The following is a 14,777-nucleotide window of genomic DNA, read 5'->3' on the forward strand; positions in this document are numbered from 1 at the left end:
GCTTCATAGAGGTTCCTCGCCGTCATCTTCTTTTAGGGCTTGCAGTTCAAGCGTATCGGGGCTCATAGCGCCGCGAATGGCCTGCTCTTGTTGTAGCAGGCGTTGGGCTTGTGCAAGTTGTTCCGGCGGTAATTGTGCTTCGAGGGTTTGGGCAAGCTCGGTGGCTTGCGGGGTGTTCTGCACCTTGGCCAACTGGCTGAACACATAGGCGTTGACCGGGTTGGGCTTGGTGCCCTTGCCCTGGGAGAACAGCTGGGCAATGGCAAAGTCGGCGCTGTTCTGGCCGTTGCGGGCGGCCTTGAGCAGGTGGTCCAGGGCTTTTTGCGAGTACACCTGGCCCAGGTAACCGCGGCGATAGATCTGGCCGAGGTAGTAGTCGGCAGCCACTTCGCGGCCCACGGCTTTCTGGAAATGCGCCTCGGCGACCTTGGCATCGGCCGGGACCCACTTGCCTTCGTAGTAAAGCTTGCCCAGCAACAGCTCGGCGCGCGGCTGGTCGGCGGCGCGGCCGTTTTCCAGGTACTGCATCATCTTGTCGACGTCACCCAGTTCCGGGAAGTCGTAGAGCAGTTGCGCCAGGCTGACCCAGGCAGCGGGGTAGCCAGGAGCAATGCCTTCGAGCAACGACTGGGCGGTCTTTTCGTCGGTCTTGCCCAGGCTGGCATCGGCCAGGACACGGGCGACGCTGTCCACGCGCTGGGCGGATACGACGCCACGGGCGTGACCGTCCTGCATCTGCTTGAGCAATGCGGCCTGCTGTTCCGGCTGGCCGCGTTTCTGATAGACCGTGGCCAGTTCGACGTAGCAGATGTCCGTGGTCGCCAGCGCGGCCTTGCAGACCTTCTCGACCTCGTCCAGGTGCTGGTCGTAGGTGCCCTGGGTGCGGTAGAGCAGAATCTGCGCCAGGCCCGCTTCCGGGTAACCGGCGCTGCGCCATTGGCTGATCTGCTGCTGGGCGTTGACGTTCGGGAAGCTGTGGGGATATTGCAGGTACAGCATCGCCAGCGGGATCAGGGTGTTGCCTTCTCCGTTGGCGAAGGCTTTCTTCAACAGGCCTTCGGCTTCGTGTTTTTCCGCTTCAGTGGAACCGGGCTTGGCCACCAGCAGGCGACCCAGGCGAGCCTGGGCCCGTGGCGAGATATCGGCCGCGGCGCGGTAAGTCGCCTCGGCTTTTTTCATCTGCTCGGGGTCGTGGCTATCCACCTGGATGTCAGCCAGGCCCACCTGGGCCTCGCTGTAGCCCAGGTCGGCCAGTTGCTGGTAGTTCTGCTGCGCCAGCGCCGTGTCGCCGCGCTTGAGGGCTTCATTGGCCAGGCGTTGATCGGGCAGACCGGCGCAACCGGCCAGGCTGACGGCCAGTGCCAGGGCACACAGAGTTCCCATGTGGGAGCGAGTTTGCGGCATAGCATCCTGACCGCGTTGATCCTTTTGCGAGCAAGCTCGCTCCCACAGGGTCTGTGGGGTGTTCAGGATTTTTATAATGGTCACGGGCATATCCTCGACTTAAATACCGACGGCCATGGCTTTGTCGATCAGCCAGTTCAGATTCGGGCCACGGTCGCTGGTGACTTCTACCGGACGGCCGGCCAGCGAGCTGTCCAGAGGTTCGTCAGGTTGGATCAGCACACGGATATCGGAGGACAGGTCGGCACTTTTCAGGCTGGTGCTGCTGACGATCTTGCCGGTACGGGTGGTGTCTTCGCCGGCGACCTGGAAGTTGACTGGCGTACCTGGGCGCACGTCGCCGAACTGGCGATAGGAGAAGCGCGCTTCGACGTTGGCCTCGGTGCCCCGTGGGACCAGTTGGAAGATCACGTCACCCTTGCTGGCGTACTGGCCGTTGGCAACCAGTTGCTGGGACACGATGCAGTCGCACGGCGACGTCAGGGTGCCGGTCATTTGCTTGCCGAACAGCTCCTCGACCTTGGCCGGTTGCAACTGGTTGTCGTCCAGGTGACCCTTGAGCACGTCGAGCATGCTGGTGCTGAAGGTCGCCAGCGGGGCGCCCTTGGCGGCCACGCCGTCGGCCTTGACCAGGCTCTGCACAGTGCCGTCGCGCGGCATGGTGATGGCCATGCCCGGTACATTCACCAGGCCGGCCTGGGCGTGGCTGACGAAATACATGCCGTACACCGACTTGAAGACGAAACCGAACGCCGCCAAGCCAACGACGAAGACGCCCAGGCTGAAGGTCACGGCGCGCAGGCGGCCGAAGGCACTCATGCCACCGTTTTCGTCTTTCTGTTTGCGAGCCTTGGTGAAGTTATCGCGCTGCAGGGTCGCCAGCACATCGCCCACACCGACGATGTCGCCGGCCAGGTGCGAGGTGATGATGTGACGCAGTGTCGAGATGTCCCGAGGCTCCAGGTTCTGGAACTGGCAACCGGTGCGGCCGGTCTGGCGGTCGTAGGAACGGATCTGCAATTCCACGTCCATGGCCAGGCCAAGGTTGTCGATGACGAACTGCAGGCGACCTTTGTAGGACTCCCCGGTCTTGAGGGGCATCTGGCCGGCGTTGAAGCTCAGGCCACCGGCGGACAGGTCCTGGACCTTGACTTCCATCGGCGTACGGTCAGGACCGAAGAAGCGCAGCTTGGCCGGGATTTTGACCCGGGCGTGTTGGCGCTGGGCTTCGGATTCATGCACTACGTTGACATTCACGGCGGTGTTCATAGGGGCGATTTCCTAGTTAATTCATTCAAGTCCGGTCAGACCATCGTCAGCAGCACGGCGACAAAAATGCTGCCGGCGGAGAAGGTCATGGTCCGAGACGACCAAGTGTTGAACCAACGTTGAAAGCTGGCGAGATCACGGGTCAGGTGGGTGGGCTGGCGGGTCCAGGACTGTTGATCGAGGCGGAAGAACACGTAGATCTTCACCAGGGCACCGACGATCTGGTTGTAATAGAGAATCGCCGGGTAGGCAGGGCCGATCCGGTGTCCGGAGCACGACAGCAACAGGGTCAGGATCAACCGCGTGATGCCGATCCACAGCAGGTACACCAGGATGAACGCGGTGCCGTACTTGAAGCTGGCGATCAGTGCCACGGTCAGGCCCAGCAGCGAGGTCCACATCGACACACGCTGGTCGAACAGCACCACCGAGGTGAACAGGCCCAGACGGCGCAGACCCAGGCCCAGTGCCCGGGAGTTCTGCCGCAGGTTGTTGCCGTACCAGCGGAACATCAATTTGCGGCTGGCCTTGATGAAGCTCTTCTCCGGCGGGTGTTCGACGGTATTGATCGCTGCATCGGGCACGTAGAACGTGTCGTAGCCCAGGCGCATCAGGCTGAACCAGCTCGACTTGTCATCGCCGGTCAGGAACTTGAAGCGACCCAGGCGCCAGTGTTGCAGCGAGTCGCTTTCCACGTCGGCGATGAAGTCCGGGTTGGTGACTACGGTGGCGCGGAACACCGACATGCGGCCGGTCATGGTCAGCACGCGCTTGGACAAGGCCATGGAGCACATGTTGATGTGACGCTGGGCGAAACGCAGCTTGTGCCATTCGCTCATGATGTAGCCGCCGCGCACTTCGCAGAACTCGTTGGTGGTCAGGCCGCCGACGTTGCCGAACAGCTGGAACCACGGCACGGTCTTGCGCACGACGCCTTCGGCGAGCACGGTGTCGCCGTCGATCACCGCTACCACGGCACGGTCGTCCGGCAAGTGGCGGGAGATGGCGCGGAAACCGTAGGCCAGACCGTCGCGCTTGCCGGTGCCAGGGATGCGCACGAAGTCCAGCTTGACCCGCGCTGGCGGGTTCATGCGGGCCCAGAGGCTCTTGACCAGCAGTTCGTCGGACATTTCCACGATGGAGCAGACCACGGTGGTGGGCAGCCCGCATTCGATGGCCTCGCGAATCACCGAGCCATACACCTGAGCGGTGGTCAGCGCATCGATCCGGAAGCTGGTGACCATCAGGTACACATGGGACGGATCCGCCGCCTTGCCCAGCTTGCGGACCTTGCGGCGCAGGTGCGGGTAGACGATGTACAGGAAGATCATGCCGCGCACGAAATGCGTTGCTCCCATGGAGTAACGCCAGATGCCCACGGCGCCGATCAGGAAGATGAAGTCCTTGGATTCGGAGTCGAACGTGGACGTGGGCAGCGCCATGGCGATGCCCATCAATAAACTCAAGTAAAACAGCCAACCGGCGGCCTGAAGCAGGCCGTGCTTTAGCCTGTGCATAATCTGCATCCGTCTCTATCTCGGGCGGGCCTTGTGGGCGGCCCGATGGGTTAAGGCAGGCGAAAGGCCGGCCGGGGCATGCCCCGGCCGGCAAACAGACTTACCAGCAGATGCCTTCGGTCCGGCCACTCGGGTTGGTGGCCTTGGACATGAAGCCGACCAGGTCGATGACCTGCTTGCCTTCCGGTACGTTCTCGGTCAGCGCGCGGAACTTCTCGTCGCGGTTGCCCAGGATGATGATGTCGGAGCTGTCGATCACCGAGTCGAAGTCGGAGTTGAGCAAGGACGAGACGTGAGGAATCTTCGACTCGATGTAATCCTTGTTCGCACCGTGGACGCGGGCATATTCGACGTTGCTGTCGTAGATCTTCAGGTCGAAACCCTTGCCGATCAGCATTTCCGCCAGTTCTACCAGTGGGCTTTCACGCAGGTCGTCGGTACCGGCCTTGAAGCTCAGGCCCAGCAGGGCGACTTTGCGCTTGTCGTGGCTGGAAACGATGTCGAAGGCGTTCTGCACCTGGGATTCGTTGCTGCGCATCAGCGAGTTGAGCAGCGGCGCGTCCACGTCCAGGGAACCGGCGCGGTAGGTCAGGGCGCGAACGTCCTTGGGCAGGCAGGAGCCGCCGAAGGCAAAGCCTGGGCGCATGTAGTACTGGGACAGGTTCAGGGTCTTGTCCTGGCAGACGACGTCCATCACTTCACGGCCATCGACGCCGACGGCCTTGGCGATGTTGCCGATCTCGTTGGCGAAGGTCACCTTGGTGGCGTGCCACACGTTGCAGGTGTACTTGATCATCTCGGCAACGGCGATGTCCTTGCGGATGATCGGCGCATCGAGCTCTTCGTACAGCGATTGCAGAACGTCGCCAGAGGCTTTGTCGAACTCACCGATAACGGTCATCGGCGGCAGGTCGTAGTCTTTGATCGCGGTGCTTTCGCGCAGGAACTCAGGGTTGACTGCGACACCGAAATCGACGCCGGCTTTCTTGCCGGAGCAGTCTTCCAGGATCGGGATGACGACGTTTGCCACAGTGCCCGGCAATACGGTGCTACGAACCACAATGGTGTGGCGGGTGGTCTTGTCACGCAGGACAAAACCGATCTCGCGACACACGGCTTCGATGTAGTTCAGTTCCAGGTCGCCGTTCTTCTTGCTCGGTGTACCGACACAAATCATCGACAGGTCAGTATCGCGAATGGCTTCGGCGAAGTTGGTGGTACCGCGCAGTCGACCTGTTTGAATGCCTTGCGCCAATAGCTCGCCAAGACCCGGTTCAACGATTGGCGATTTGCCGGCGTTGATCATGTCGATTTTGTCTTTGGCGACATCTACGCCAACTACATCATGGCCCCGTGCAGACAGGCAACCGGCACATACTGCACCGACGTAACCCAAACCAAATATGCTAATGCGCATCGCATTTCCCTCTGTTTTTCACGCCATTAAATGGCCGGAGTTAATAGTGTTCAGCGGTCATAGTGCACTCGGAAGTGTGGAATGCAGGCGCCACAATGCCGTGTGCAGGCATACTAAGTTCCGAGTGTCTAAATAAATGCACTCAAGTTGTGCGCAATGTGGCCTAGTTGTTATGACCTGCCCTGTTATGCAGCCAGTCCTCGTTATCGGGAACGCTCGTGCAAAGGTCCTTCACTTCCGATCCCTGGCAAAAAGCCCACAAAATCAGAAGCTTGTGTGCTCGGGTGAGCACGTTATAGGGGCGCAGCCTTGGCCTTGTAGGGGATAGTAATGGTGCTTTATCTCCCATCCTTTAAGGGTGGATCCAATTAGACGACGGTTTCACTAAGTTGTCGTGACAACTTGGTTAATCCGTTCGTCGTCCTTTGTAAGTTATCTCGTACACGCTCGCCGAGAATCGTTACGGATGGTATGAGCCATGCAATTTCACATAGTTCCGATCCGCTCATCGCGATTTTCGAAATTTTTCGAAATATTATCGAAGATGGCACTGCCCTCAATATGATGGCACTTACCGTTTCGCCCTTTATTAATGGGGAGTTAGGAGGGGTAGATAGTTTTGTGCCACTACCGATGAAAAAAATCGGTGCCACTACGCAAAAAACTGACGAGTGTCGAGTGAAAGAAAAGTTAGCGCAGGGGTGGGGCGATTTATTGGCGCCATGAAACTGTCGAAGTGGGCGAGGAACTAAGATGACAAATAGGCAGATGATCGAAGCCCCCGATCAGGGGGCGGTATAAGGTCATGCTTTATTCGGGGGCGTGATCGCGCAGGAAAACGAGTTTGTCCCGGCTCGACTGTTGGGCGTTGAAGCGGTAGCCCTGTACATCGAATTGGCTGAGTGCCGCAGGGTCGTTGATCCGTTCCTGAATCACGAAACGACTCATCAGGCCCCGGGCTTTCTTGGCGTAGAAGCTGATGATTTTGTACTGGCCATTTTTCAGGTCGCGGAATTCGGTATCGATGACTCGTGCTTTCAGTGCGCTGCGCTTGACCGCCGAGAAGTATTCATTGGAGGCCAGGTTCAGCAGTACGTCGTCGCCCTGGTCGGCGAGGGCTTCGTTCAGCCATTCGCTGATGCGCGTGCCCCAGAAAGCATAAAGGTCCTTGCCCCGGGCATTGGCCAGCTTCGTGCCCATTTCCAGGCGATAGGGTTGCATCAGGTCCAGTGGCCGCAGCAGGCCATAGAGGCCAGAGAGCATGCGCAGGTGCTGCTGGGCGTAGTCGAAGTCGGCATCGCCAAAGCTTTGCGCATCGAGGCCCGTATACACGTCGCCCTTGAAGGCCAGCAGCGCCTGCTTGGCATTGGCCGCAGTGAACGCCGGCGTCCAACTGCCGAATCGCGCGGCATTGAGGCCGCCGATCTTGTCGGAGACATGCATCAGCTCGCTGATCTGTGCCGGGGAGAGTTCGCGCAGTTGCTCGATCAGTTCCTGGGAATGATCCAGGTACTGAGGCTGGGTAAAACGCGCGGTGGCCGGCGGTGTTTCGTAATCGAGGGTCTTGGCGGGGGAAATCACCATCAGCATGAAATCGTCTCCTTGAGGGTGCGGCGATTCTAGGGGGTTGTCCGGGTGGACTCCAGCTATTGGGGTGATAGGTGATGGATGGGCGAGTATTGACGGGCATTTGTGGTGAGGGAGCTGTGGGAGCAAAGTCCGTGGGAGCAAAGCTTGCTCGCGATGAACGATGACGCAATCTTGCAGATGGACCTTGTCACCTGCATCGCGAGCAAGCGTTGCTCCCACAGGTCTGCTCCCCAAGTCCTCTGATCACAAGGGTATTGCGCCAGGATCGGCTATGATGCCGCGCGGGTTTCGTTATGGAGACATCCCTTTTGCGTATCGCTCTTCTGTTATCGGCCTGGCTGTTGAGCCTGGGTGCCATTGCCGCGCCCGCGCTCAACGACGTCGCGACCCTGGACCGCAGCACCTGGCCGGAACAACTCACCAGCCCGACGCTGTTCGACGTGGCCTCGCGGGCCGAGATCCTGATGTTCGCCCGGGTCCTGCTGGACGTCGATGCGATGGACGAAATTGCGCTCAAGCAGTACCTGGGGCTGCGTTCGGTCAATATGGTTGCTATCGACGCGCTTCGCGCCCGGCTGTGGCAGCGGTTGTTGGCCAACTACAACTTTGCCCAACGCAGTTGCGATCAGGACGCTTCCTTCTGTTACCTGGTCGAGGACATGGCGACCCTGCGCGAAGAGGCACGCAGATTCCATCTGGATGACAATTCCTACTACATCAAGTGGGCCGCGCCGAGCCAGATCTTTCATACCCAATACCGCGACGAACTGCTGCGTAAAGCCGCGCTTTTTCCGCAAACCAGCAGCGAAATCGAACGTTTCGGCGATTACGAACGCAACGGCGAAGGCATGAACGACCGCCTGTTCCTGCTGACCTTCGACAGCGCCGCCAACGTTGTGCCGGACAACACCCCGTGGTTGGCCGAATACCTGCGCAAGGCGAACATCAATGGCACCTTCTTCGTGCTGGGCAAGGACATTCAGGCGCGGTTGCAAGAGGGCTCGGTCAACAATCTCCAGGCGTTGTATTCGAGACAATGCGTGGGCGTGCAGGGCTGGGAGTTCCGCTCCCACAGTTATTGGCAGGACTGGCAAGACTCGGTCCGGCGCAGTGTCGAACTGGTCAAGGGCAAGCTGCCCGAAAATTTCGTGCCGCTGTTCCGTCCGCCCCAAGGCCAGCGGCGCGGCGATGCGCAAGCGTTCTTCCAGCAGCAGGGCTTGCAAGTGGCGCTGTGGGACATCGATCCCCAGGACAGCAACAATCGACTCAAGCCTGAGCAAAGCGCCCAGCGTGTGCTGACCCTGATGCTGCTGTGGCGCCACGGGGTGATCAATTTCAATGCCAAGCAGGATGGGGTGAAAACGGCGATGCCCTGGTTGATGACGCAGACGGCGCAAAGCGGGATCGGTTGGGCGGACTGCCAGGAAGCGTTTCGCTGAAACCTGAAAAGGCCCGGAAACATTGGGGGACGAGAAAAAATCGGCGCACATTCATGACAACCGGACTTCCGACTTTAACGGCGCAATGGCGGTACGCCAAGGGTTATTCGTCACTCTGAAAAATAAACTTCAAAAAAGCGTCAAAGTGCTTTTTCCTGTCATGGTTTTTGGAGTATCAAGAAGACAGACCGCCGAAACCTGCAACACAGGTGGCGTCTTCCAAGACCCAGATTGTGTGCAGTTCACCTGAATCGTCGCGGGTGAATTCGGTGGCTACCTCGAGGCGCAGCACTGTCACGGTATTGCGTCGAATGGCCCCCACATAGGTGACCGAGTATGGATGACCACGGACGCAGCCTTTCCTCCAACCAGCCAATCCTCTATGTACTCGATACCAACGTATTGATCCACGATCCAAACGCCCTGCTGAACTTCGAAGAACACCACGTTGCCATCCCGATGACCGTGCTTGAGGAGCTGGACAAGCTCAAGAGCGGACACCACAGCGTTGCGGCCGAATGCCGGCAGGCGATCCGTCTGATCGACAAGACCCTGGGTGACGCCTCTCCGGAGGACGTTGAACTCGGCGTGCCGATCCAGCGCGGCAAAAGTGGCCCCAAGGGCCTGCTTTCGATCCTGATGAGCAAGCGCACCGAACCCAACCTGGTGCTGCCTGAACACCTGAACGACAACATCATCATCAACCAGTTGATCGACTTGCACGCGCGCACCAAGGACCAGGCCGTGGTGCTGGTGACCAAAGACATCAACATGCGCCTCAAGGCCCGCGCCTGTGGGATCGCGGCGGAGGACTACAGCACCGACCAACTGGTCGACGACGTCTCGCTGTTGCCCAATGGCTACCACAACATGACCGGCTCCTTCTGGGACCGTGTGAGCAAGGTCGAGACCCGCCAGGATCACGGCCGCACCTGGCACCAGGTGCAGTTGATCGACAACCTGCCGGCCGTGCACATCAACGAGTTCATCATCGACGAACAAGGCTTTGTCGGCTGGATCAAGGAAATCCATGTCGACAAGCTGCTGATCCTCGACCTGCACCAGGAACCTTTGCTGCATCAGGAAGCCTGGGGCCTCAAGCCCCGTGACATCTATCAGAGCCTGGCGCTGTTCGCTTTGCTCGATCCGGATATCCACCTGGTCAACCTGTCCGGCGCCGCCGGTTCCGGCAAAACCATTCTGGCCCTGGCCGCTGCCATCGAGCAGACCATGGTCAGCAAGCGCTACCGGCGCATCATCGCCACCCGCAGCGTGCAGGGCCTGGACCAGGAAATCGGCTTCCTGCCCGGTACCGAAGCGGAGAAAATGGAGCCGTGGCTGGGGGCGATAACCGACAACCTCGAAGCCTTGCACATGGATGACGAAAGCACCCATGGCAGCGTCGACTACATCCTCAGCAAAGTGCCGTTGCAGTTCAAATCCCTCAACTACATTAGGGGGCGCAGCTTCCAGCAGAGCCTGATCCTGATTGACGAATGCCAGAACCTGACCCCGCACCAGATGAAAACCATCATCACCCGTGCCGGTGCCGGTTCCAAAGTGGTGTGCCTGGGTAACCTGGCGCAGATCGACACCCCTTACCTGTCCGCGACCAGTTCCGGGCTGACCTACCTGACCGAACGCTTCAAGGACTTCCCCAACGGGGTCCACATCACCCTGCAGGGCGTACCGCGCTCGATCCTGGCCGAATACGCCGAATCCCACCTGTAACCCCAGCCAAACCGGGCGACCTCACCGTCGCCCGGTTTTTTGTATGCGCCACATAACCCCTGTGGGAACGAGCCTGCTCGCGATAGCAAGGGGATTTTCGGTATTTGGGAAGTTGCGGGATATAACAGGGTGCGACAATCAAGCCTGCCGGAATTTGACCCACGGGTTTACAATCGACACTCCCGATCAGGAGTAACCCTGTGCTGACTCATCTCGATTCCCAAGGTCGCGCCAACATGGTTGACGTGACCGACAAGGCCGTGACGTTCCGTGAAGCCACGGCCGAGGCCTTTGTGCGCATGTTGCCCGACACGCTGCAGATGATCGTCAGCGGCGGTCACCCCAAGGGCGATGTGTTCGCCGTCGCACGCATTGCCGGCATCCAGGCGGCCAAGAAAACCAGTGACCTGATTCCGCTCTGCCACCCGCTGCTGCTCACCAGCGTCAAGGTCGAGCTCAATGCCGAAGGCGAGGACCGGGTGCGCATCGTCGCCCGCTGCAAACTGTCGGGGCAGACCGGCGTGGAAATGGAGGCGCTCACCGCCGCCAGCGTCGCCGCATTGACCATCTACGACATGTGCAAGGCCGTCGACCGGGGCATGACCATCGAAGGCGTGCGAGTGCTGGAAAAACTCGGTGGCAAGAGCGGCCATTTCCAGGCGGATGCGTCATGAAAATCAACGTGAAGTTCTTTGCTCGTTACCGTGAAGCACTTGGTGTGGATTCGGTGAAAGTGGAAGGCGATTTCGCCACGGTCGACGATGTGCGCGTGCTGCTTGCCCAGCGTGACGGGGCCGAGGTGCTGAAGGAACAAAACCTGATGTGCGCGCGCAACGAAGACTTGTGCCAGCTCGACGAACCGCTGGCGGACGGCGATGAAGTGGCGTTTTTCCCCACCGTGACCGGAGGCTGAACCATGGCGATTCGTGTGCAGGTCGAACCGTTCGACGCAGGGGGCGAAGTCAACGCGATGCACGCGGCCAATGTCGGCGTGGGGGCGGTGGTGAGTTTTGTCGGCTACGTGCGTGACTTCAATGACGGCCTCGATGTGTCCGGGATGTTCCTGGAGCATTACCCAGGCATGACCGAAAAAGCCTTGGGCAAGATCGCCACCGAGGCCGAGCAGCGCTGGCCGTTGCTCAAGCTGGAGGTGCTGCACCGGATCGGTGCCCTGGAACCGGGCGAGCCGATCGTCTTCGTCGGTGCCGCCAGTGCCCATCGCCAGGCGGCGTTCGATGCCTGCGCCTTTGTCATGGACTACCTCAAGACCCGAGCGCCGTTCTGGAAAAAGGAAAACACTGTCGACGGCCCGCGCTGGGTTGAAGGGCGGGACAGTGACCATGCGGCGGCGGATCGCTGGAAGCAGTAAGCAACCTGTTGTTTTTTCGCAAGCCATAAGTCGCCATCGCGAGCAAGCTCGCTCCCACAGTGGATCTTCGTTGTACACAAGGTCCCTTGTGGGAGCGAGCTTGCTCGCGATGAGGCCATCAACCTCCCATCACATTCCCCTGCCTACCGATTGACGGTGTGTACATTAAAGTCCAATATGGATTTATAAGTACATATAAAGTCATCGCCCCACCTTTCTCTGCCAAACCAACAACAACCCGCGAGAGATCGATCATGAAAAAACTCCCCCTCATCACCGGCCTGGCCTTGAGCCTGTTGGCCTCCAGCAGCCTGTTCGCCGCTGAGAAAACCTTGCGCATCGGCATCGAGGCGGCATATCCGCCGTTTGCTTCCAAGACCTCGGAAGGGAAGATCGAGGGGTTCGACTACGACATCGGCAATGCCCTGTGCGCGCAGATGCAGGTCAAGTGCGAGTGGATCGAGGGTGAGTTCGACGGGCTGATTCCGGCGCTCAAGGTGAAGAAGATCGATCTGGCGTTGTCGTCCATGACCATTACCGAAGAGCGCAAGAAATCGGTGGATTTCACCCACAAGTACTACTTCACCTCATCGCGCCTGGTCATGAAGGAAGGGGCGGTGGTCGATGACCAGTACGCCAGCCTCAAGGGCAAGACCGTCGGTGTGCAGCGGGCCACCACCACTGACCGCTACGCCACTGAAGTCCTCGAACCCAAGGGTGTGATCGTCAAGCGCTATAGCAACAACGAAGAAATCTACATGGACCTGGCGTCCGGTCGGCTCGACGCGATTTTCGCCGACACCATCCCGCTGGAAGACTTCCTGTCGATGCCTCGTGGCAAGGGCTACGCCTTTGTCGGCCCCGAGCTCAAGGACCCGAAATACGTCGGCGAAGGCGCCGGTATCGCGGTGCGCAAGGGCAATACCCAACTGGTGGCGGATTTGAACAAGGCCATCGATGGGATTCGGGCCAATGGGGAGTATCAGAAGATCCAGGGCAAGTATTTCAAGTCGGATATCTATGGCGACTGATTGACCGCCATCGCGAGCAAGCTCGCTCCCACAGGGGACCTGGGTACAAAGATCCAGTGTGGGAGCGAGCTTGCTCGCGAAGGCGGTAGGCCTGGCAAAGCAGATTTCAGCCCTTCAGCTCCTTCAAATGCTTGTACACCGTCGCCCGCCCCATATTCAGCACATTGGCCACGTAGTTGGACGCGCTCTTGCCCTTGAATGCGCCTTCGGCATGCAGTGCCAGCACCAGCTCGCGTTTGTGGTCGCGGGTCAGCAGGTTCAGGCTCAACTGACGCTCGCGCATCCAGGCATGCAGGAAGGTGTTGATTCGTTCCTGCCAGTCATCGCGAAACAGTGAGTCGGGCTGGGGGATCAACTTGCTCGGCGACAGGAACAGATCCAGCGCGGCCTTGGCATTCTCGAACAGCGAAATATTCAGGTTGATGCACAGCACCGCCAGCGGATGACCGTCGGCGTCGCGCAGTACGCTGCTGAGGCTGCGAATCTTCTGTCCGTCCCAGTTCAGCTTTTCGTAGGGCCCGATATTACGTTCGCTGACGTCCTCGCTGAGCATGTCTTCCAGGGACGAGTCATCGCCAATTTCGCGCTTGGACAGGTTATTGGCGATGTAATCGACTTTCTGGGTGCGCAGGTCGTGCAGCACCACTTCGGCGTGGGGGTAGAACAGCGTGGCGATGGCGTCGGCGATGGTGCGGAAGTTTTCCAGCGCCGGATCGGGTGGCGAGGCAGTCATGACAGGGCTCCAGGCAGCGTCAGCGCCCCGTGGAACAGGGGCGCGGGGGAGTGTGCCGCAATCGTGGCGATGCGTCACCTCAAGGTGGTTCAGCCCAGGCGTTCGGGTGACAGCATGGCGCTGTTCAGGCCGAAACGGGCCAGGGCCTCGGGCAGCGGTTCGCCACGCACCAGCGCCGCGCTGGCCTGGCCCATGGCCGGTGAGGTCTGGATGCCGTAGCCACCCTGGGCTGCGACCCAATACAGCCCGGGCAGCTGCGGATCGAAACCGGACAGCAGGTCACCGTCGGGCACGAAACTGCGCAAGCCGGCCCAGGTGCGGGTCGGGCGGCGGATGGTCAGGGTAGTGGCTTCTTCGATCTGGTAGATGCCCATGGCGATGTCCAGCTCTTCCGGCTGCACGTCATGGGGTTCCACCGGGTCGGCGTTGGCTGGCGAGCCGAGGAACATGCCGGCGTCAGGCTTCATATAGAAGGATTCGTCCAGGCTCACCAGCATCGGCCAGTCATGGATGTCCACGCCCTCGGGCCCGGCAAAAATGAACGCTGCGCGCCGCTTGGGCTGCAACCCTAGCTTCCGGGCGCCGGCCATTTCGGCAATGTGATCGGCCCATGCGCCGGCAGCATTGATCAGGATCGGTGCGGTGAACGTCTGGTTGGCGGTCTTCACCTGCCACAGCCCCTGATCATCGCGGCTCAATTGCTGGACTTCGCTGTCGGTGTGCACTTCACCGCCATTGCGACGAATACCGCGCAGGTAGCCTTGGTGCAGTGCATCGGTGTCGATGTCGCAGGCCGTGGGGTCGTAGATCGCTCCGTGGACTTTCTCCCGTCGCAGGATCGGCAGCCGCACACAGGCCTCGTCGGCGCTGAGCAGTTGCATCTGCGGCACCGTGGCCTTGGCGCTGAGGTATTGGTTGTTCAACTCGGCCGGGTCACCGGTGAAGTCCACGGTCATTTCGCCCCGTGGGGTCAGCAAGGGGTGTTCGCAGAAACCGGTCGGCGGGGCGTCGAAAAAATCCCGGCTGGCCTGGGTCAGTGCCCGCACCTGAGGGGTGCCGTAGGCGGCGGTATACAGCGCCGCCGAGCGTCCGGTGGAGTGGTAGGCCGGATGGGATTCGCGTTCGAGCACAATCACACGGCCGTGGGGGGCGAGCCAGTAACCGGTGGATGCACCGGCAATGCCGCCGCCGATGATGATGAAATCTGCTTGTTTCATGAATTCTCCTGCGAAGAATGTGCCCGGGAACTCGAAGACCCCTGTGGGAGCGAGCTTGCT

General features: G+C 60.0%; 14 protein-coding genes. 7 read left to right on the forward strand and 7 right to left on the reverse strand.

All coding sequences use genetic code 11. The features are described from left to right. Window positions 1-3: 3 nt before the first annotated feature. The 4 genes from algK to KGA89_RS02095 form a co-directional block, all read right to left on the reverse strand. Window positions 4-1,488, reverse strand: a complete 1,485-nt coding sequence (algK, locus tag KGA89_RS02080; RefSeq protein WP_028236668.1) for an alginate biosynthesis TPR repeat lipoprotein AlgK — start codon at window positions 1,486-1,488, stop codon at window positions 4-6. Window positions 1,489-1,503: 15 nt separating this feature from the next. Continuing rightward, complete coding sequence (locus KGA89_RS02085) at window positions 1,504-2,673, reverse strand: alginate biosynthesis protein Alg44 (protein ID WP_028236669.1); 1,170 nt, start codon at window positions 2,671-2,673, stop codon at window positions 1,504-1,506. 35 nt (window positions 2,674-2,708) lie between these two features. Further along, window positions 2,709-4,190, reverse strand: coding sequence for a mannuronan synthase (gene alg8 / locus KGA89_RS02090; protein ID WP_003205316.1), 1,482 nt, complete (start codon window positions 4,188-4,190; stop codon window positions 2,709-2,711). Window positions 4,191-4,290: 100 nt separating this feature from the next. Next, window positions 4,291-5,607, reverse strand: coding sequence for a nucleotide sugar dehydrogenase (locus tag KGA89_RS02095; protein WP_223470401.1), 1,317 nt, complete (start codon window positions 5,605-5,607; stop codon window positions 4,291-4,293). A gap of 471 nt (window positions 5,608-6,078) precedes the next feature. Here KGA89_RS02095 and KGA89_RS02100 point away from each other — a divergent pair, with 471 nt between their 5' ends. Next, complete coding sequence (locus tag KGA89_RS02100) at window positions 6,079-6,333, forward strand: hypothetical protein (RefSeq protein WP_223470402.1); 255 nt, start codon at window positions 6,079-6,081, stop codon at window positions 6,331-6,333. 84 nt (window positions 6,334-6,417) lie between these two features. Here KGA89_RS02100 and yaaA read toward each other — a convergent pair whose 3' ends face one another. Further along, window positions 6,418-7,197, reverse strand: coding sequence for a peroxide stress protein YaaA (gene yaaA, locus KGA89_RS02105; protein WP_223470404.1), 780 nt, complete (start codon window positions 7,195-7,197; stop codon window positions 6,418-6,420). Between the two features lie 308 nt (window positions 7,198-7,505). On the opposite strand from yaaA, the gene KGA89_RS02110 reads away from it, so the two are divergent. The 6 genes from KGA89_RS02110 (at window position 7,506) to KGA89_RS02135 (ending at window position 12,767) form a co-directional block, all read left to right on the forward strand. Then, window positions 7,506-8,636 carry a polysaccharide deacetylase family protein gene (locus tag KGA89_RS02110; RefSeq protein WP_003205313.1) on the forward strand — a complete coding sequence of 377 codons (1,131 nt, stop codon included), beginning with the start codon at window positions 7,506-7,508 and terminating at the stop codon, window positions 8,634-8,636. A 336-nt stretch (window positions 8,637-8,972) separates the two neighbouring features. Then, window positions 8,973-10,367, forward strand: coding sequence for a PhoH family protein (locus KGA89_RS02115; protein WP_003205312.1), 1,395 nt, complete (start codon window positions 8,973-8,975; stop codon window positions 10,365-10,367). A gap of 200 nt (window positions 10,368-10,567) precedes the next feature. Next, a complete protein-coding gene (gene moaC / locus KGA89_RS02120; RefSeq protein ID WP_003205311.1) occupies window positions 10,568-11,041 on the forward strand; it encodes a cyclic pyranopterin monophosphate synthase MoaC in 474 nt (157 codons plus the stop codon). Continuing rightward, a complete protein-coding gene (gene moaD / locus KGA89_RS02125; RefSeq protein WP_053189805.1) occupies window positions 11,038-11,280 on the forward strand; it encodes a molybdopterin converting factor subunit 1 in 243 nt (80 codons plus the stop codon). The genes moaC and moaD overlap by 4 nt, the downstream gene beginning before the upstream one ends. A gap of 3 nt (window positions 11,281-11,283) precedes the next feature. Beyond that, window positions 11,284-11,736, forward strand: coding sequence for a molybdopterin synthase catalytic subunit MoaE (gene moaE, locus KGA89_RS02130; RefSeq protein WP_003205309.1), 453 nt, complete (start codon window positions 11,284-11,286; stop codon window positions 11,734-11,736). Between the two features lie 254 nt (window positions 11,737-11,990). After that, complete coding sequence (locus KGA89_RS02135; RefSeq protein ID WP_003205308.1) at window positions 11,991-12,767, forward strand: ABC transporter substrate-binding protein; 777 nt, start codon at window positions 11,991-11,993, stop codon at window positions 12,765-12,767. A 106-nt stretch (window positions 12,768-12,873) separates the two neighbouring features. Here the strand turns inward: KGA89_RS02135 and KGA89_RS02140 are convergent, their stop codons facing one another. Together KGA89_RS02140 and KGA89_RS02145 are read right to left on the reverse strand one after the other, a co-directional pair. Next, complete coding sequence (locus KGA89_RS02140) at window positions 12,874-13,500, reverse strand: transcriptional regulator (protein ID WP_003205307.1); 627 nt, start codon at window positions 13,498-13,500, stop codon at window positions 12,874-12,876. Between the two features lie 89 nt (window positions 13,501-13,589). Next, on the reverse strand, window positions 13,590-14,717 hold the full coding sequence (locus tag KGA89_RS02145; protein ID WP_013694161.1) for an NAD(P)/FAD-dependent oxidoreductase: 1,128 nt from the start codon (window positions 14,715-14,717) through the stop codon (window positions 13,590-13,592). Between the last annotated feature and the right edge of the window lie 60 nt (window positions 14,718-14,777).

It is taken from the genome of Pseudomonas sp. A-RE-22, assembly GCF_019956035.1.
Taxonomy (GTDB): Bacteria; Pseudomonadota; Gammaproteobacteria; order Pseudomonadales; family Pseudomonadaceae; genus Aquipseudomonas; species Aquipseudomonas brassicacearum.